The organism is Lelliottia sp. SL45, assembly GCF_026672535.1.
GTDB classification, from domain to species: domain Bacteria; phylum Pseudomonadota; class Gammaproteobacteria; order Enterobacterales; family Enterobacteriaceae; genus Enterobacter; species Enterobacter nimipressuralis.
This window is the reverse complement of the sequence record NZ_JAPPRH010000003.1, coordinates 3,323,514-3,341,544: the sequence shown is the minus strand read 5'-3', so window position 1 is coordinate 3,341,544 and position 18,031 is coordinate 3,323,514. Positions and strand designations below refer to the sequence as shown.

The window sequence follows — 18,031 nt, the reverse complement described above, 5'->3', positions numbered from 1 at the left end:
GAAGGCGTTAAACAACCCCGCGCCCCTGCCGATAGATACAGGTCAGATAAAATCCTGCAGATAACTAAAGGCATCGCATGTTTAAACGTATAAAAGTCATCACCCTCTTAATCTCGGTGTTGCTCGGGCTGGGCGCCGTTCAGCTGATCTCCGCCGGGGTATTCATCAATGCTCTGAATAATGACAAAGACAATTTCACCGTCTCTCAGCTCTCCAGCCAGAACGTCGCGGAATTTACTGACGCCTGGATCAGCCTCAACCAGGCGCGCGTCACTCTCAACCGTGGAATGCTCCGCTTGCAGAGCAGCGTGGCGAGCCAGATTAACGGCGGGCAGCTGAACGAGCTGGTCGCTACCGCGAAAAACCTGCTGACGGAAGCGCAGGGTCATTACGATAAATATTATGCTCTGCCGGAAACGCCGGGGATGGACGAAAACCTCTCCAAACAGCTGGAAGAGCAGTACCGCGTCTACTCCTCCACCCTGACGCAAATGAACACCTTACTGGCACAGGGCAACCTGGAAGATATGTTCAAGCAAAACGCCGAGCAAAAGCAGACCGCGATGCAAAAGGTGTATCGCGAGTGGCGTGAAGCGCAGGCGAAGCTGACCAGCAAAGGCATTCAGGACAATGAAAGCGACTACACCCGCATCCTGTGGATCCTCTCCGCCATTATGGTGGTGGTCGCCGCCGTTATTATTACCAGCTGGATTGCGATGCGCCGCGTGCTGTTGCTCCCGCTGCATGATGTGATCAGCCATATCCGCGCGATTGCGGCAGGCGATCTGACGCAGCCGATCGACGCCCAGGGCAAGAACGAAATGGCGGTACTGGCGCGTAACGTGCAAGAGATGCAAACCGCACTGGCGAACACCGTCGGCGTGGTTCGCGAAGGGGCTGACACAATCTATACGGGCGCCGGTGAAATTTCCGCCGGCAGCAACGATCTCTCCTCCCGCACCGAGCAGCAGGCCGCGTCGCTGGAAGAGACCGCTGCGAGCATGGAACAGCTGACCGCCACCGTGAAGCAAAACGCCGATAACGCCCGTCAGGCGTCCCGACTGGCGCTGGATGCATCAACCACCGCCAAAAAAGGCGGCAGCGTGGTGGAAGGCGTAGTGCGCACGATGGATGAGATTGCCACTAGTTCCAGCAAAATTGCCCAGATCACTAACGTGATCGACGGCATTGCCTTCCAGACCAACATCCTGGCTCTCAACGCGGCGGTAGAAGCGGCGCGTGCAGGCGAGCAGGGCCGTGGTTTTGCAGTCGTGGCAGGGGAAGTTCGTACTCTGGCCCAGCGTAGCGCTCAGGCCGCGAAAGAGATCAAAGCATTGATCGATGATTCAGGCGATCGCGTCAACGCCGGTTCTGCACTGGTGAATCAGGCCGGGGAGACCATGTCTGAGATCGTGAATGCCGTCACCCGCGTGACCGATATCATGGGCGAAATCGCCTCGGCGTCCGACGAGCAGAGCCGTGGTATCGATCAGGTCGGGCAGGCAGTCGCCGAGATGGATCGCGTGACTCAGCAGAACGCCTCGCTGGTGGAAGAGTCAGCGGCAGCCGCAGCGGCGCTGGAAGATCAGGCTGCGCGCCTGAACGAAGCGGTCGCGGTGTTTAAAATCACTCGCGGTCAGGCGGTAAAAGCGGCACCGGTGAAAACCTACGTCGCAAAAGCTAAACCCGCAGCAGCGATGGTTGACGGGAACTGGGAAACCTTCTGACAGAGGCCGGAGGGCGCTAGCGTCCATCCGGCTACTACAATCCGCGCCCGGAAAGCCCTGACGCTTTCCGGGCGTGGTGTCAAACCTGCGAAACCGTCACCACCGTCGGTTTTTCCGGCTTCGCTCTGACGGCAATCACTACTCCCACCACCAGCAGCAAAATCCCGCACCCCGTTAACAGCGGCGGCACGCTCTGGCGCATCAGGAAGGTATAAAGCAGCCCGGCCAGGGTTTCAAAGACAATCAACGGCCCAAGAATCACCGTCGGCAATTTCTGGCTGGCGATATTCCAGCACAAAGCACCCACCCACGAGCACAGCACCGCAATCGCCACCATCAGGCCGACAAACACCCACGGACGCGGCCCGAACGGCAGGGCAAACTCCGGCTGTTGCAGCCCCAGCCACCAGCAAGATGCCACGTAGCCGAGCAGCGATACCGGCAGCGTCACCAGCGCCTGGGCGGTGGCCCACATCATCGGATGCTTATCCGGGTTTTCCCGCAGCCAGCGGGCGTTACGCAGGGCATACCACGCCCAGCAGACCACGGAGATCGACGCCAGCAAAATCCCCGACCCGTAACGCCATCCGTCAAACTCATCGACACGCGCATGACGCAGCTCGGCGATATTGACGAACGCCAGACCGGTGGCGATACACACCAGCGCAGGCAGCATTTTCGACCACGCCAGTTTACCGTCGCGATGGCTATAGAGCAGGTTGGCGAACACCGGAATCACCACCGGCAGGGTGCCGATAATCATGGTCGACACGGGCGCGCCGGTGCGCTGAATGGCGCTGGCCAGACAAACGTAATAGATCAGATTGCCCATCATGGTCAGGCCCAGGGCGGTGACCCAGTCGCCGCGACTCAACTGACGCAGGCGAGCGCGCCCCATCCACGCCAGCGGCAGGGCGAAAAGCCCCAGCGCCAGATAGCGCCCCATCGACTGCAACATTGCCGGGTATTCCGGCACAATGAGTGGGCCGACAAAAATTAATCCCCACATCAAACCCGCCAGCAGGGCATACAACACGCCGCTAATCATTTTGCCATCCACGTCAGAGAAACCTTCGCACAGTGTAGAAAGAGGTCCGCCGGGAATATTGTATGAGATTGCGCATTAGCGCCGAACGACCTGCTTCTGATAGCGAACGGGCGTAATGCCGTAGCGATGGGTAAAGGCGCGGGTGAGATGAGACTGATCGGTCAGCCCGGTCGCGGCGGCCACTTCAGCGGCCGGCATGCCGAGGGTGAGAAACGCTTTGGCGCGCCACAGGCGGATCGCCATCAGCATCTGGTGCGGCGTCACGTGAAAGTGCGCTTTGAACTGGCGCTGGAAATGGTACGGACTCAGCGAGACCACGCGCGCCAGCTCATCCAGGGTCACCGGATGCATATAGTTGTCGTGCAGATACTCGCGCGCGCGCTCGAAGCGATGCGCCCCTTCCTGAATGACCGGAGCATGGCGCGCCAGCGGCTGAAATGTCTCGATCAGATCCAGCAGTAAGCCCTTCTGGGCCAGCGGATCGTCCGTGTGCCACAGTCCGTAAATCAGCTGACAGATCTGCTGCGAACGTAGCGGGTCGTGGCGCGTGACGTCGCTAAACCACCAGTGGCGAATGCCGGTCACCTCTTCGAGCAGATCGGGATCGAGATAGACCATCCGGTAGCGCCAGCCGTCTTCAGTGGCGGCCTCGCCGGTGTGCAACTCGTCGGGATTCATGGTGACAACAGAGTGAACGGGCGCGACATGCTGCGCGCCACGATAGCGAAAGCGTTCGGCTCCGGCTTCTATCGCGCCGATCCCGAAGGCTTCGTGGGTGTGAGGTTCAAAGGCGTAACGTGAGATATGCGCATGATACAGTTCGACGCCCGGCACCTGCGCCAGATGGCGAAAGCGCGCGCTGTCTCTCTCATCGATGAACTGTTCGGGTACGCCTTGCACGGTGAGCCTCCAGGTGGGTCATCTTTTCATTATCAGAGATGACCCACGGGGATGCCACTAAAATTAACCACCGCTTAACAATTACAGAATGCCTTTGATGCTCTCAGCCAGCGGCGTGGTCGGGCGACCGATCAGTTTGCTCAAGGTACGGCTGTCGTCGAACAGACCACCCTTCGAGGCACCGACATCGGAATCTGCCAGCATATCCGCCAGCCCGGCCGGTAAGCCCACGCTTTTCAACGCGGCGGCGAAATCGGCTTCGCTCAGGTTCTGATAGGTCACCGGTTTTCCGCTTTGCTTGCTCAGCTCGGCAGCCAGTTCGCTCAGCGTCCACGCCGTGTCGCCAGCCAGTTCGTACACGTTGCCTGCATGACCCTCTTCCGCGATCACTTTCGCCGCCGCAGCGGCATAATCTTCGCGTGTGGCTGCGGCGATTTTGCCGTCACCCGCCGCGCCGATAAACACGCCGTGCTCCAGGGCCGGTGGTGCGCTGGCGAGATAGTTTTCGGTGTACCAGCCGTTGCGCAGCAGGGCGTAAGGAATGCCGGACTCGGCCAGCGCCTTTTCGGTGGCGATGTGTTCATCGCGCAGGCCGAGTGGCGACTTATCCGCATGGAGCAGACTGGTGTAGGCGATAAATTTCACGCCCGCCGCTTTTGCCGCGTTGATAACATTCTGATGCTGGGTCGCACGCTGGCCGACCTCGCTTGAGGAGATCAGCAGCAGTTTCTCCACGCCGCTCAGGGCGGTGGTGAACGCGGCCTGGTCGGTGTAATCCGCCTGGCGAACGGTAATGCCTTTCTGGCTCAGGGCGTCGGCTTTTGCCGGGTTACGTACAATTGCCACGATCTCGCTGGCAGGAACGGTTTTAAGCAGGTTGTTGATAACGTGTTGGCCAAGCTGGCCGGTTGCGCCGGTAATTGCGATCATGAGTTATTTCCTCGTTGTTTGCATGGTATGACGGAACATTACCACTCTTACTAACTTTTAGTAAGTACGTACAAAAAGGTAAGTGTTAAATTTGTCATCACGACGTTTCTTTACAGCACAGCGCCTTTTTTGCCGCTAAGATATCCGCCTGAATTTGATTGAGGCGTCTATGATCCCCCGTCAGCGTAAAGCTTTTCTTCTTGTCGCTCTGGCATGTCTGGTGGTGCTTGTCTGCACCACCCAGCGCATGGCGGGGCTGCACGCGCTGGTGATGAACGCCGCTTCTGTGGCTCAGCAAACGGTAAAGCAGACTGGCGACAGCGATGCCCCGGTCACCCCTTGCGAGCTGAGTGCCAAATCCCTGCTGGCAACACCGCCGATCATGTTTGAAGGCGCGCTGTTTGCCATCACGCTGGTCCTGGCGGTGCTGGCCGCCGTACCCCATCGCCCGGTGCGCCGCTGGCCGCCTCGCGTCATCTCTCCGCCCCGATTGCGGGTGCATCTGCGACTCTGCGTATTCCGTGAATGATTGATTGCCTGCTAATTCAGGGTAATTAATTATTTATGGAGAAAATAAATGTATGCATTTTTAAGGCAGCTTGTGCTCTGCCTGTTCTGGCTATGGCTGCCCGTCAGTCAGGCCGCCGACAGCGGCTGGCTACGCGCCGCGGATAATGACCACGCCAGCGTTCGCGTGCGGGCAGACGCCCGGCAAGGGCACGACACGCGCCTGCTGCTGGATGTTCGTCTCGAAAAAGGCTGGAAAACCTACTGGCGATCGCCTGGAGAGGGCGGCATCGCCCCGGCGATAAGCTGGAACACGCCGCTGGAGATGGACTGGCGCTGGCCGGTGCCGCAGCGTTTCGAGGTGGCAGGCATTACCACGCAGGGCTACGACGGTAATGTGTCGTTTCCGATCACCCTGCGCGGCGCAATGCCGGAGAAACTGTCGGGCGTGCTCACGCTCTCCACCTGCAGCAACGTCTGCATCCTGACGGACTACCCCTTTGCGCTGGATCTCAGTGCGCCCGCCGATCCGCAATTTAGCTACGATTTCAGCCGCGCGCTGGGTACGCTGCCGCTCAAGGAAGGGCTCACTTCCGATCTAAGCGCCGGTTTCGGTGACGAAAAGCTTCGCATCACCGCCACCCGCGAGGCGGGCTGGCAGAAGCCCGAGCTGTTTATCGATACCCAGGCCGACACGGATTTTGGCAAACCGGTTTACCGGATTGACGGCCAGACCCTGACCGCGACGCTGCCCGTCAGCGACGGCTGGGGAGACAGCGCACCGGATCTGCGGGGCAAAACCCTGTCGCTGGTGCTCGCTGACAGCGGTCAGGCGCAGGAGAGTCAGGTGACGGTGGGCGACGCGCCATCCGGGGACGCCCCGTTTACCATGGCCTGGATTCTGCTGATGGCGCTGGCCGGAGGGCTAATCCTCAACGTCATGCCGTGCGTCCTGCCGGTGCTGGCGATGAAACTGAGCAGTGTCGTGCAGGCCTCGTCGACTCATCGCCGCGTGGTGCGTCAGCAGTTTATGGCCTCGGCCGCCGGAATCGTGACCTCGTTCCTCGCGCTGGCGTTGATGATGACGGCGCTGCGTCTCAGCAATCAGGCGCTCGGCTGGGGCATCCAGTTCCAGAACCCGTGGTTTATTGCCGCGATGGTGGTGGTGGTGGTGGGGTTCAGCGCCAGCCTGCTGGGGCTGTTTGAAATCAGGCTCTCATCCGGTGTCTCTACGTTTCTCGCCACGCGGGGCGGCAATGGTCTGGTTGGCCATTTTTGCCAGGGGGCCTTTGCGACGCTGCTGGCAACTCCGTGCACCGCGCCGTTTCTCGGCACGGCGGTTTCGGTGGCGCTGGTCGCCCCGTTGTCCCTGCTGTGGGGGATATTCCTGGTGATGGGGATCGGCATGAGCCTGCCGTGGCTGTTGATCGCTGCCTGGCCAGGGCTGGCGCTGCGCCTGCCGCGTCCGGGACGCTGGATGAACGTCGTGCGGATAATCCTCGGCCTGATGATGCTCGCGTCAGGGCTGTGGCTTGCCAGCCTGCTCGCCGTTCACATTGGGCGAGTGCCGACGCAGGCGTTAGGCGCGTTCATCGTCATCACGCTGCTGATCGCCACGCTATGGCGCTGGGGATGGCGGGTGGCGCTGGGGAGTGCCCTGGCCGCGATGGTGTCGCTCGGTATTTCCCTTCCGCTCATCGGCGCCGGTCAACCGGGGCTGGCGAAAGATCGCATCGTCTGGCAGCCGCTCAGCGAACAGGCGATTACCGCCGCGCTGGCCGACAACAAACGGGTCTTCGTCGATGTCACCGCCGACTGGTGCGTGACCTGCAAAGCGAACAAATACAACGTGCTGCTACGCGACGAGGTGCAAAATGCCCTCAGCGAACCGGATGTGGTTGCACTGCGCGGCGACTGGAGCCGCCCATCCGAGACGATTAGCCAGTTCCTTCGCGCGCGTCAGAGTGCCGCCGTCCCCTTCAACCAAATTTATGGCCCCGGGCTGGAGCAAGGCCGCATATTGCCGCCGCTGCTGGATCGTGACGATCTCCTTCAGACCCTGAATAACGCCAAAGGACATTAACAATGCGTATTTTAACCTTGATCGTGCTGTTCTGTTTTTCGACCCTGGGTTTTGCCGCTGAACCCGATCTGGAGAATTTGCTCTGGAATGATCCTGACACGCCTGCGATGGGCGCGGAAAAACCACGCCTGACGCTGGTGTCGTTTACCGATTACAACTGCCCCTACTGCAAGCAGTTTGACCCGGAGCTTGAGAAGATTGTGCATAAATTTCCGGACGTCAAACTGGTGGTGAAACTGCTGCCGTTTCGCAGTGAAAGCTCGGCCCACTCAGCGCGAATTGCGCTGACGGCCTGGCGACAGCAGCCTCAGCAGTACTGGGCGCTGCACCAGCGATTGATGTCGAAGAAAGGCTATCACGACGAGGCTTCTATCCTGGCCGCTCAGCAGAAAACGGGCACGGGCGCCATCAAGGCCGATGAGAAGAGCGGCGAAACCCTGCAGATGAATTTGATTCTTGCTCAGGTGCTGGGCGTACAGGGCACTCCGGCGACCCTGGTCGGCAAAACCCTGGTGCCGGGTGCTATTCCGTACGACGACCTGGAGGCGCTGGTGAAGCAAGAGCTGGCGAAGCCAGATGCGCAGTAAAGCGCTGCGCTGGCTGCGTGAGGGTATGGTCTGGCTGCTGATTGCCCTCGCGGCAGTGCTGATCACCGATCAGTTCCGCAAACCTGCGCTTCCATCGACCTTTATCAGCACGCCGCTGCAGACGCTGGACGGCGAATCGGTGGATCTGGCGCAGCGCAGCCACGACAGACCGCTGTTGGTGTATGTCTGGGCGACCTGGTGTGGCGTATGCCGCTACACCACGCCGTCGGTGGCAGAGATGGCAGAGGAGGGGAGAAACGTCATCAGCGTGGCGCTGCGTTCCGGTGACGATGCCACGCTGAGCCATTGGCTGGCGAAAAAGCACTACGGGATGCCGACGGTCAACGACCCTCAGGGCCAGCTCGCACGCCGCTGGCAGGTGCAGGTGACCCCGACGGTGCTTATCGTCTCGCGCGGAGAGGTCAAATCCATTACCACGGGTTACACCAGCGGCTGGGGCATGAAGCTGCGGCTCTGGTGGGCGGGATTTTGATGTGGCATAATATCACTAACTTTTAGTTAGTATGTGTGAAAAGATCAGTATGAAAACAGCAATCCCTACCCTCAGCGAGCAAATGCGCGACGGCAACCTGTTTGCCGAGCAGTGTCCGTCCCGTGAAGTGCTCAAACACGTCACCAGCCGTTGGGGCGTGCTGATTCTGGTGGCGTTGCGCCAGGGCACGCATCGCTTTAGCGACCTGCGTCGTAAAATGGGTGGCGTCAGCGAGAAGATGCTGGCGCAGTCATTACAGGCGCTGGAGCAGGATGGATTTGTGAATCGTGTGTCGTATCCGGTGGTGCCTCCGCACGTGGAGTACAGCCTCACGCCGCTGGGCGATGAGGTGAGCGAGAAGGTCGCCGCGCTGGTGGACTGGATCGAGGTAAATACGCCGCAGGTGTTGGCTCATCGCGAGGATCGTGCGGCGTGATTGCCGCACGGCGTTAACCTTTACCCGGCCTGCCGTTGTGCAGGCCGGGTAAATACGTTTACTTGCTCAAATCCATTTGATAAATCGCGAACCCGATATCATCGGTTCCGGTCTTGCTCATCGGATACTGCGCTTTGTCTTTGATAAACGCCGCCGCTTTGTCAGACGGTGACGTCTCAAAACGAATATCCAGCTTAGACGCGCTCTGAATCGGGGCCAGACGCCAGTTGTTGTCTGCCGCCGGATGGATCGCGCCATCCTTTTTCGACTGCTCGCCAATCCACGCCGCCAGCACCGAGCGGTTCTCGTCCGGTGATGCAAACGCGATATGGCTATCGCCGGTCCCGGCGAATTTGCCGCCGTACGCGCGATAGTTATTGGTCGCGACCAGGAATACCGCGTTCGGGTCGATCGGTTTACCCTGGAAGGTCAGATGCTTGATACGTTCCGCCTGCGGGTTCACCGTCTGGCATTCACCGTCGTATTTCGCCGGCTGTGACACGTCGATCTGGTAGTCCACGCCGTCGATCACGTCGAAGTTATAGGTGCGGAAACCATCCCAGTTGATCAGCGACTGCGGCTTACTGCTATGAACGTCGATCTGGTTAAACTGACCGGCGGAACACTCCAGCCACTCTTTCACCTCTTTCCCCGTGGCTTTTACCACCACCAGCGTGTTCGGATAGAGATAGAGATCCGCCGCGTTGCGGAAGGTGAGCTGACCTTTTTCCACTTCAACGTAGCTGGCCGGATCGTTTTTACGTCCGCCGACTTTAAACGGAGCCGCGGCGGAAAGCACCGGCAGTTTCGCCAGGTCCGGATCGCCCTGAATAAAGCGCTCAACGTAGGCTTTCTGCGCCATATTCACCACCTGAACAGTGGGATCGTCCTGCACCAGCGCCAGGTAGCTGTACATATTGTCGGAGGATTTCCCGACCGGCTTGCTGACAAATTCGCGGGTCGCATCGTGATCGTGTTTCAGCACGTTCAGGATATTTTTATCTTCTGCCGCCAGCGATTTTTTCGCCGCCGCGTCGTAGATTGGGCGCGCTTCGGCTTTCGACTGGGTCACCTGCCATTTTCCGCCATCGTTATTCAGCACCAGATCCACCACGCCCAGATGATCGCCCCACATGCCTGGCATCACCGACGGCACGCCGTTGAGGGTTCCTTTCTCGATATCGGCACCTTTAATGCTGGCGAAATCTTTGCCTGGGAAGACCGCGTGCGCGTGACCAAACAGAATGGCGTCAACGCCCGGTACTTCGCTGAGGTAATAGACGGAGTTCTCGGCCATCGCCTGATACGGATCGGCAGACAGCCCGGAGTGCGCCACCACGACCACCAGATCAGCCCCTTTCTCTCGCATTTCCGGAACGTACTTGCGCGCGGTTTCGGTGATGTCGTTAACGGTCACTTTGCCCGAGAGATTGGCTTTATCCCAGGTCATGATCTGCGGTGGCACAAACCCGATATAGCCGATTTTCAGCGTCTGCTTTTTACCGTCCTGATCCACGACCTCAGTCTCTTTAATCAGATAGGGCGTAAACAGCGGCTTTTGGGTCTTAACGTCGATGATATTGGCGTTAACGTACGGGAATTTTGCGCCAGCGAGCGCCATATGCAGATAATCCAGCCCGTAGTTAAACTCGTGGTTTCCGAGGTTACCGACGGCGTAATCCAGGGTATTCAACGCCTTATAAACCGGGTGAATATCGCCTTTTTTCAGCCCCTTCGCCGCCATGTAATCGCCGAGCGGACTACCCTGAATTAAGTCGCCGTTATCGACCAGCACGCTGTTTTTCACCTCGCCGCGCGCGGCGTTAATCAAACTTGCGGTGCGTACCAGTCCGAATTTTTCGGTCGGGGTATCTTTGTAGTAATCGAAATCCATCATGTTGCTATGCAGGTCGGTAGTTTCCAGAATGCGAAGATCTACCGTCGCGGCCTGCACGCTTGCGGCAATCAGCGTTGCCAGGAGCGTTGCGCTAAACTTAATCATCAGAGGAGTCCTTTTTACGATCCAAGCCACAAAAGAATATGTATGTATATTTTGTTGCTTACAGAAGTGTGAATCCTGCCAGAAAAAAGCGTCGTGAAACCAGAATTGCTTCACAGATAGCGGAATTGTTAACAATACGATATAACTAAAACAATAAGTTATGACCACTGCGATAACGAAGAGGTGGATAATGTTAGATAAAATTTGTCAGCTCGCACGGGATGCGGGTGATGCCATTATGCAGGTCTACGATGGCACAAAGCCGATGGACGTTGTCAGCAAAGCGGATGACTCGCCGGTGACAGCGGCCGATCTCGCGGCCCACGAGGTGATCCTCAAAGGGCTTCAGGCCCTGACGCCGGATATCCCGGTGCTGTCTGAAGAAGATCCGCAGAGCTGGGATGTGCGCCAGCACTGGCAGCGCTACTGGCTGGTGGACCCGCTGGATGGCACCAAAGAATTTATCAAGCGTAACGGTGAGTTCACCGTCAATATTGCCTTGATTGAAAACGGGAAAGCGGTGCTGGGCGTGGTCTACGCGCCGGTGCTGAAGGTGATGTACAGCGCCGCAGAAGGCAAGGCGTGGAAGGAAGAGAGCGGTACGCGCAAGCCCATCCAGGTGCGCGACGCGCGACCACCGCTGGTGGTCATCAGCCGTTCCCACAGTGACGCTGAGCTGCAGGAGTACCTGCATCAAATCGGCGAGCACCAGACGACGTCGATTGGCTCGTCGCTGAAATTCTGCCTGGTGGCGGAAGGGCAGGCGCAGCTGTATCCGCGCTTTGGGCCAACCAACGTCTGGGATACGGCGGCAGGTCATGCGGTGGCCTCTGCCGCGGGCGCGCACGTTCACGACTGGCAGGGCAAGCCACTGGACTACACCCCGCGCGAGTCGTTCTTAAATCCGGGCTTCCGGGTCTCGATTTACTGACCGAGCAATTTGTGCAGCAGGGCGACAACCTGCTGCACCTCTTCCTGCGTCAGCGCGCCGTCTTTCACCCATTGCACGCGGCCATCTTTATCCAGCACCACAATCGATGAACTCTCCTCTTCCAGACCCCAGGCTTTACGCGTCACGCCATCGCTGTCGACAATAAACTGCGACCACGGATAGAGCTTTTTATTGCTCTCCAGGCTGCTGCGCACAAACATGCCCGAGCCTGGAATCGCGTCATCGGTGTTCACGATGGTGGTGGTCTGGTAACGGTCGTGCGGGAATTTTCCAGTCTTAATCGCTTCCACGAGGGTGGCATTTTTCTCTTTTGCCGAGGTACGACCGGCAATATGTTGCACCACTCGCACTTTGCCCGCGAGCTGCGCGCTATTCCAGGGTTTATAGCTAAACTTATCATTGTCGAGAATCAATTCTCCCCGATCGGCAATACCGACTGGTGGCACACGTTGTCCCTTTTCAATGTTGTGTGCGGAAGCCATCAGCGGCAGTAACAGGCAGGCTGCGGCCAGGATGTTACGAAGGGTCATGGTGTTTCCTTATAGTTGCAGGTGATCCGACCACTTGGTCTTACGGTTTAATCATAAGTGCGATCAATCGGCTTTTCCCGCAATCCGAGTGCCAGTTTGCGGGCGAACGCACATATCCGTAAAAAAACGAAGGCTTATACTGCTTTTAGAAATGCTATGCAAAGAATGTTCTGAATATTTGTAATCAAACGGTAAATAAACTTATGCATACTGGGTATCAACGTTTTTCTGGTCTATAGTCATTGAGCAATAAATTTGCGCTCAGGACAGTCGGCCCGATTGTGGCGCCGCAAGAGCGTATGATTCGCAGGAGATACAAGAATGAAAATTTTCCAACGCTACAACCCGCTTCAGGTGGCGAAGTACGTGAAGATCCTGTTCCGAGGACGGTTGTACATCAAGGATGTTGGCGCTTTCGAATTTGATAAGGGCAAAATTCTTATCCCGAAAGTGAAGGACAAACAGCACTATTCTGTGATGTCCGAAGTCAACCGCCAGGTTATGCGTCTGCAAACTGAGATGGCTTAACCACGTGCTATGCAGTAGTTAAAGCAGTATATAAAAACGGCTCCCATTGGGAGCCGTTGATGTTTGTGGGGGAATTACGCCGAGGCTTTCTCTTCCGCGTCCGGCAGCTTCGGCACCAGCACGGTCGGTTTGTTATCGATGCGTGTCACCAGCAGCTGGTCGATGCGGTAGTTGTCGATATCCACCACTTCAAATTTATAGCCGGAGAACTTCACCGAGTCGGTACGTTTCGGGATTTTACGCAGCATAAACATCATAAAGCCGCCAATCGTCTCGTAGTTGCCCGACTGCGGGAATTCGTCGATATCCAGCACGCGCATCACGTCTTCAATCGGCGTGCCGCCATCCACCAGCCATGAGTTCTCATCGCGCGCGACGATCTGCTCTTCCAGACCCTGGCCGACCAGGTCACCCATCAGGGTGGTCATCACGTCGTTGAGCGTAATGATACCCACGACCAGCGCGTATTCATTCATGATCACCGCGAAGTCTTCACCCGCAGTTTTGAAACTTTCCAGCGCTTCGGAGAGCGTCAGGGTGTCCGGCACAATCAGGGTATTGCGGATCTGCACACCGCTGTTCAGCGCCAGGCTTTGGTTAGCCAGCACGCGGTTCAGCAAATCTTTCGAGTCGACATAGCCGATGATGTGATCGATATCTTCGTTACAGACCAGGAACTTGGAGTGCGGATGCTCGGCCACTTTGTTTTTCAGGCTCTGCTCGTCTTCGTGCAGATCAAACCAAATCACGTTTTCGCGCCCGGTCATGGAGGACGGCACGGTACGGGATTCGAGTTCAAACACGTTCTCGATCAGTTCATGCTCCTGCTTACGCAGAACACCTGCCAGCGCACCGGCTTCAAACACCGCATAAATATCATCAGACGTGATGTCATCTTTACGCACCATCGGCAGTTTGAAGAGGCGGAAAATGGTGTTTGCCAGGCCGTTGAAGAACCAGACCAGCGGACGGAACACGTACAGGCAGAAGCGCATCGGGTTGATGATGCGCAAAGCCACAGCTTCTGGCGCAATCATACCGATGCGTTTCGGGGTTAAATCCGCGAACAGGATGAACAGGCCGGTCACCAGCGAGAAGGAGAGAATAAAGCTCAGCTGCTCGGACAGTTCAGGCGAGAAGTACTTCGAGAACAGGCTATAGAAGGCCGGAGAAAAGGCGGCGTCACCCACGATACCGCCGAGAATGGCGACGGCGTTCAGACCGATTTGCACCACGGTAAAGAACATACCGGGATTTTCCTGCATTTTCAGGATGCGTTGTGCATTGAGATTGCCATCGTCGGCAAGCAGTTTAAGTTTGATCTTGCGGGAGGCGGCCAGCGAAATCTCAGATATCGAGAAAAATGCACTGACGGCAATAAGACAAAGTATTACTAAAATACTGTTTAACATAGTTTATCCGGCTTCTCGCCAGATCCTCGGAAGGGAAGTTGATTTCGTTTGTGTGAAGACACATTGAACATCGGCTCGTAGCGTTGAGCCGATTATTTCAGCGGGTAGTATAGCGTAAACGTGTGTAAATCCGCCAGAGGTCACATTTTTGGCAAAAACAGGCCGGGCAGGCGTGTGCTGCCCGGCCCCTTAATCAGGACAAACTGACATTATCCACCGGTCGCCGTGCGGCGTTACCGCCCCAGACCTCGTCGTACTCATAGCCCGTGAGCTGTTTAATGACCACCCGGGTATGCGCATCGCAGTCGCGGTAATCGCCGCCCAGCTTGCGACGGGCGATCTCTTTGAGCAGCAGTTTGTGGGTGTCGCGCGTTAGGGTGAATTTATAGGTAGTGATGAAACTCACCGCCAGCAGCGCGGAGGTGGCGAACAGCATCAGGCCGATAATGGCGTACAGGGCCGATTCAGGCTGCGCACCGTTGCCTTTCACAAACCCGGACTCCTGCAACACCACGCCGATCAGCATGATCGCCAGCGCGACGGTGCTTTTACGCGTCAGCACCATGACGCCGGCAAAAATCCCCTCCCGGCGCTGCTGGGTGACCATCTCGTCGATGTCAGGAATAAAGCTGTAGATGTTCCACGGGATGTAATACAACCCGGCACGCGCCGCGCCAAGCAGAATAAAGACCGCCGAGAACAGCAGGGCAGGGACCTGGGTTTCCGTGTAATAGACGGCGAACAAGAACGCCAGCACGAAGAATATACAGCCGTAAGCGATTCGCAGCGCCGCCGACGGGGAAATATTCAGCCGGTTTAACAGCAGCATAAATCCGTAAGTGCCCGGCACCGAGGCAAACGCGGCGATACTGAGCCAGCCGGAAACCGCCGCTGCGTCCTGACTCAGACAATAAACCACGTAATAAGTAAAAACTGAACCGAACACATCCATCGCGGTAAACGAGAAAATATAGATGATGATGTGTAAACGAAAGGCGCGAATTTGGAAGGCGGAGAAGAGATCCAGGACCAGATATTTCAGATGATTGAGTAAACCGCTACTGCGGTGGGTCTCAATTTTAAAATCGGACTCCTGATGCACATCTTTCGCCTCCCAGGTGGTACGCCAGGTAATAAATACCGCGAGACAAAAGACGCAGGAGAAGATCAATCCAGTGAGGGTATAAGTAAACGGATTATCTTTCCCGGTGAAATGCATAATCACGCCGGGCACGGACACCGCCAGAAAACCGCCGAGCTGGGAGCAGATCATCCGCACTCCTGACAAGCGGCTGCGCTCTTCGTAGCGGTTGGTCATCTCAGCCGCCAGCGTTTCCCACGGTACCAGCACCATCGCCGACAATAATTCAATCGACAAATAGGTGCCGAGATAATACCAGTAGCCCATATCGGTTACCCACAGCAGGGCATATAAAAACATCAGCGGTGAACTTAATAATAAAAAGAAGCGGCGGCGACCAAATTTCCGCCCGAGCCAGGTATTGCCAAAATTGTCGGTGATATAACCCATAATCGGGCTTAATACGGCGTCAATGACCCGCGCAATAGCAAAGATAGAACCGGCTTCGAGCACGCTCAGTCCGCAATAGGTGGTATAAAAAAATAACAGCCAGGTGCCAATAATGGCGAAAGCGCCTCCGCCAAACAGATCGGTTATGCCGTAGCCAAGCGCCACACCATAACCAACCCTGCGTTCAGTTGGTTTGACCATAATATTGATACTCAGAGTAGGGTTATTATGAACCAGATTTATTCTGGCCGATTTTTATTCACTGCTGATTAATCTCAATCCATTGCCGAATCTGGGATGAACGATAAATGGCCTCCACAAGGTTGATTGATTTTCCGGCTTCGCGAATATCGGTGTAATCCGCTTTTTCCGGGTTTTGGATGGCGGCATAAAAATCGCCAATCGCGTGCTGGTGGCCTAAACCCCAGTAACTTTTTGCGACACCGTTTGGCGATGCGTCGCTTACCAGTTTCACCCGCTCGCCGTTGCACAACCGCCACAGGGCGTTATCGCACAGCTGCAAGGTGCTCTTTTCGCAGTGAATCTCGAGCAGCAGCGGCGAGTCGATGGTGTGGCAGTTGGTGGCGTAAAACAGGCCACGCGCGCCGTTGGTGAAGTGCAGCGTCGCCATCGCGCTGTCCTCGGCTTGCGTCACGTCGGCCAGCTCGCCGCTGTCGACGACCCCTTTCAGGCGCGTCACGCCGCCCGCAAACCACTGCATCAGATCGAGGGTGTGAATCGCCTGATTGATCAGCAAGCTCCCGCCCTCGGTGGCAAAACGTCCGCGCCAGGGACTTTCGGTGTAATAAGCGCCCGAACGCGACCAGGTGAGCACGGCTTTGATACTCAGCATCTTGCCCATCTCCCCCTCTGCCAGCTCCCGTCGGATGCGCTGGCTGGTGGGGTTGAGCCGGTTCTGATAACACACGCCAAGCAGACCTGCCGCATTCTGCGCGGCGTGCGCGATCTCAGTGATTTCGCCGCCGTTCATCCCCACCGGCTTTTCGCAGAACACATGCTTCCCTGCCGCAAGGGCCGCCAGAATCATCCGTTTATGCTCGAAATGCGGCGTGCAGATGTGAATCACGTCGATTTCGTCATCCAGCAGCATCTCCTGATAATCCTGATAAAAGCGGCACTGATACGCCATCGCCAGCTTCAAACCGACTTCGCTGTTGATATCCGCCAGCGCGCGCAGGGTCACGCCAGGCATCTGGCGCAGGGCATTGACGTGGCAGCTGTGGATCGCACCGCCGCCGATAAGGGCTGCATTGAGCGTTTTCATCCGCACCTCTCGTTAATCCGCCGCGTTTGCCAGCATCTGCGCTTTCACGCACAGCTCGGCCGCTTTAAAGGCGTGCGCCTGGGTCATCGCGTTTTCGGTGCGATTCAGGCAGTCCAGGATCAGCTCACCAAAGAACGGGAAACCGACCTGACCCGCCACCGGATAGCGGAATTCGCCCTCGTTGTTGACGAGATAGACCACGTCCTGTTCGCCGCGCGTGAGATCGACATATTTACGAATTTCGATATACCCGTCGGTGCCGAGCAGCGTCAGACGCCCATCGCCCCAGGTTGACAGCCCGTTGGGGGTAAACCAGTCGCAGCGGAAGTAGCCGCTGGCCCCGTTTTCACCCTTGAGCATCGCGTCGCCGAAATCTTCAAAATTGGGGTGGTGTGGATGGTTGAAATTTCGTGCCTGGCTGGCGACCACCGTGGCCTCGTGGTTGCCGGTGTAAAACAGGAATTGCTCGATCTGGTGGCTGCCGATATCACACAGAATGCCGCCGAAATAGCGCCGCTCGTAGAACCAGTCCGGGCGGCCTTGCCCTTCGCGGTGCGGGCCCGTGCCGAGAGTCTGTACCACGCGACCTATCGCCCCCTGTTTCACCAGTTGCCCGGCAAACACTGCGCTTTCGACGTGCAGACGCTCGCTGTAATAGACCGCGTATTTACGCCCGGTTTTCGCCACCATCGTTTTGGCATCGTCGAGCTGCTCCAGCGTGGTCAGCGGCGCTTTGTCGGTGAAATAGTCTTTACCTGCGGCCATGGCCTTCAGCCCCAGCGCGCAGCGCTCGGACGGAACCGCCGCCCCGGCGACCAGCTGCACGTCGCTGTCGGCAAGAATCATCTCCAGCGAGTCGGCGACCTTCACCTGCGGATACTGCTGCACAAATTTATCCACTTTCGCGGGGTCGGGATCGTAGACCCATTTCAGCGTTGCCCCGGCCTCCATCAGCCCGTTGCACATGCCGTAGATATGGCCGTGATCGAGAGCCGCTGCCGCAAAGACGAATTCACCGGGCTGGACCACCGGCTGTGGTTTGCCCACGGGCGCGTAATTCATACCGTCATGTTTATTCAT

General features: G+C 57.3%; 17 protein-coding genes. 8 read left to right on the top strand and 9 right to left on the bottom strand.

Annotation, left to right across the window (positions count from 1 at the left end; all coding sequences use genetic code 11):
- Window positions 1–77 precede the first annotated feature (77 nt).
- A complete protein-coding gene (locus OVA10_RS22165; RefSeq protein ID WP_123429610.1) occupies window positions 78–1,727 on the top strand; it encodes a methyl-accepting chemotaxis protein in 1,650 nt (549 codons plus the stop codon).
- Window positions 1,728–1,806: 79 nt separating this feature from the next.
- Here OVA10_RS22165 and OVA10_RS22160 read toward each other — a convergent pair whose 3' ends face one another.
- The 3 genes from OVA10_RS22160 to OVA10_RS22150 all read right to left on the bottom strand — a co-directional run bounded on the left by OVA10_RS22160 (window position 1,807) and on the right by OVA10_RS22150 (window position 4,605).
- On the bottom strand, window positions 1,807–2,775 hold the full coding sequence (locus OVA10_RS22160) for a DMT family transporter (RefSeq protein ID WP_123429640.1): 969 nt from the start codon (window positions 2,773–2,775) through the stop codon (window positions 1,807–1,809).
- Window positions 2,776–2,850: 75 nt separating this feature from the next.
- Window positions 2,851–3,675, bottom strand: coding sequence for an AraC family transcriptional regulator (locus OVA10_RS22155; protein ID WP_102104451.1), 825 nt, complete (start codon window positions 3,673–3,675; stop codon window positions 2,851–2,853).
- Window positions 3,676–3,756: 81 nt separating this feature from the next.
- Window positions 3,757–4,605: an SDR family oxidoreductase gene (locus tag OVA10_RS22150; RefSeq protein WP_107702383.1), complete on the bottom strand. Its 849-nt coding sequence runs from the start codon at window positions 4,603–4,605 to the stop codon at window positions 3,757–3,759.
- Between the two features lie 169 nt (window positions 4,606–4,774).
- On the opposite strand from OVA10_RS22150, the gene OVA10_RS22145 reads away from it, so the two are divergent.
- Genes OVA10_RS22145 through OVA10_RS22125 form a run of 5 tightly spaced genes read left to right on the top strand, consistent with a single transcriptional unit; the run spans window position 4,775 to window position 8,711 of the window.
- Window positions 4,775–5,134, top strand: coding sequence for a copper resistance protein (locus OVA10_RS22145; RefSeq protein ID WP_181827227.1), 360 nt, complete (start codon window positions 4,775–4,777; stop codon window positions 5,132–5,134).
- 48 nt (window positions 5,135–5,182) lie between these two features.
- Window positions 5,183–7,195 (top strand): protein-disulfide reductase DsbD family protein, encoded by a 2,013-nt coding sequence (locus OVA10_RS22140; protein ID WP_268196808.1) that lies wholly within the window; start codon window positions 5,183–5,185, stop codon window positions 7,193–7,195.
- Window positions 7,196–7,197: 2 nt separating this feature from the next.
- Window positions 7,198–7,782, top strand: coding sequence for a DsbA family protein (locus OVA10_RS22135; RefSeq protein ID WP_123429606.1), 585 nt, complete (start codon window positions 7,198–7,200; stop codon window positions 7,780–7,782).
- Window positions 7,772–8,275 (top strand): protein disulfide oxidoreductase, encoded by a 504-nt coding sequence (locus OVA10_RS22130; RefSeq protein ID WP_248859557.1) that lies wholly within the window; start codon window positions 7,772–7,774, stop codon window positions 8,273–8,275. The genes OVA10_RS22135 and OVA10_RS22130 overlap by 11 nt, the downstream gene beginning before the upstream one ends.
- Before the next feature lie 49 nt (window positions 8,276–8,324).
- Window positions 8,325–8,711 (top strand): winged helix-turn-helix transcriptional regulator, encoded by a 387-nt coding sequence (locus OVA10_RS22125; RefSeq protein WP_100777862.1) that lies wholly within the window; start codon window positions 8,325–8,327, stop codon window positions 8,709–8,711.
- A gap of 58 nt (window positions 8,712–8,769) precedes the next feature.
- Here OVA10_RS22125 and OVA10_RS22120 read toward each other — a convergent pair whose 3' ends face one another.
- Window positions 8,770–10,713, bottom strand: coding sequence for a bifunctional 2',3'-cyclic-nucleotide 2'-phosphodiesterase/3'-nucleotidase (locus OVA10_RS22120; protein ID WP_268196807.1), 1,944 nt, complete (start codon window positions 10,711–10,713; stop codon window positions 8,770–8,772).
- A 190-nt stretch (window positions 10,714–10,903) separates the two neighbouring features.
- On the opposite strand from OVA10_RS22120, the gene cysQ reads away from it, so the two are divergent.
- Window positions 10,904–11,644 carry a 3'(2'),5'-bisphosphate nucleotidase CysQ gene (gene cysQ / locus OVA10_RS22115; protein ID WP_100777860.1) on the top strand — a complete coding sequence of 247 codons (741 nt, stop codon included), beginning with the start codon at window positions 10,904–10,906 and terminating at the stop codon, window positions 11,642–11,644.
- Here cysQ and OVA10_RS22110 read toward each other — a convergent pair.
- Window positions 11,638–12,195: a YtfJ family protein gene (locus OVA10_RS22110; protein ID WP_268196806.1), complete on the bottom strand. Its 558-nt coding sequence runs from the start codon at window positions 12,193–12,195 to the stop codon at window positions 11,638–11,640. The two genes, cysQ and OVA10_RS22110, sit on opposite strands and share 7 nt — an antisense overlap.
- 321 nt (window positions 12,196–12,516) lie before the next feature.
- On the opposite strand from OVA10_RS22110, the gene OVA10_RS22105 reads away from it, so the two are divergent.
- Window positions 12,517–12,723: a DUF1107 domain-containing protein gene (locus OVA10_RS22105; protein WP_012015808.1), complete on the top strand. Its 207-nt coding sequence runs from the start codon at window positions 12,517–12,519 to the stop codon at window positions 12,721–12,723.
- A gap of 74 nt (window positions 12,724–12,797) precedes the next feature.
- Here OVA10_RS22105 and OVA10_RS22100 read toward each other — a convergent pair whose 3' ends face one another.
- The 4 genes from OVA10_RS22100 to OVA10_RS22085 all read right to left on the bottom strand — a co-directional run bounded on the left by OVA10_RS22100 (window position 12,798) and on the right by OVA10_RS22085 (window position 18,031).
- A complete protein-coding gene (locus OVA10_RS22100; protein ID WP_100777858.1) occupies window positions 12,798–14,135 on the bottom strand; it encodes a hemolysin family protein in 1,338 nt (445 codons plus the stop codon).
- Window positions 14,136–14,328: 193 nt separating this feature from the next.
- Window positions 14,329–15,867 (bottom strand): MFS transporter, encoded by a 1,539-nt coding sequence (locus OVA10_RS22095; RefSeq protein ID WP_248859559.1) that lies wholly within the window; start codon window positions 15,865–15,867, stop codon window positions 14,329–14,331.
- Window positions 15,868–15,925: 58 nt separating this feature from the next.
- The gene (locus tag OVA10_RS22090; protein ID WP_181827230.1) at window positions 15,926–16,951 is read right to left on the bottom strand and encodes a Gfo/Idh/MocA family protein; all 1,026 of its coding nucleotides are present in this window, start codon (window positions 16,949–16,951) and stop codon (window positions 15,926–15,928) included.
- Between the two features lie 12 nt (window positions 16,952–16,963).
- Entirely contained in the window at window positions 16,964–18,031 is a 1,068-nt protein-coding gene (locus OVA10_RS22085; protein WP_268196805.1) for a Gfo/Idh/MocA family protein, read from the bottom strand.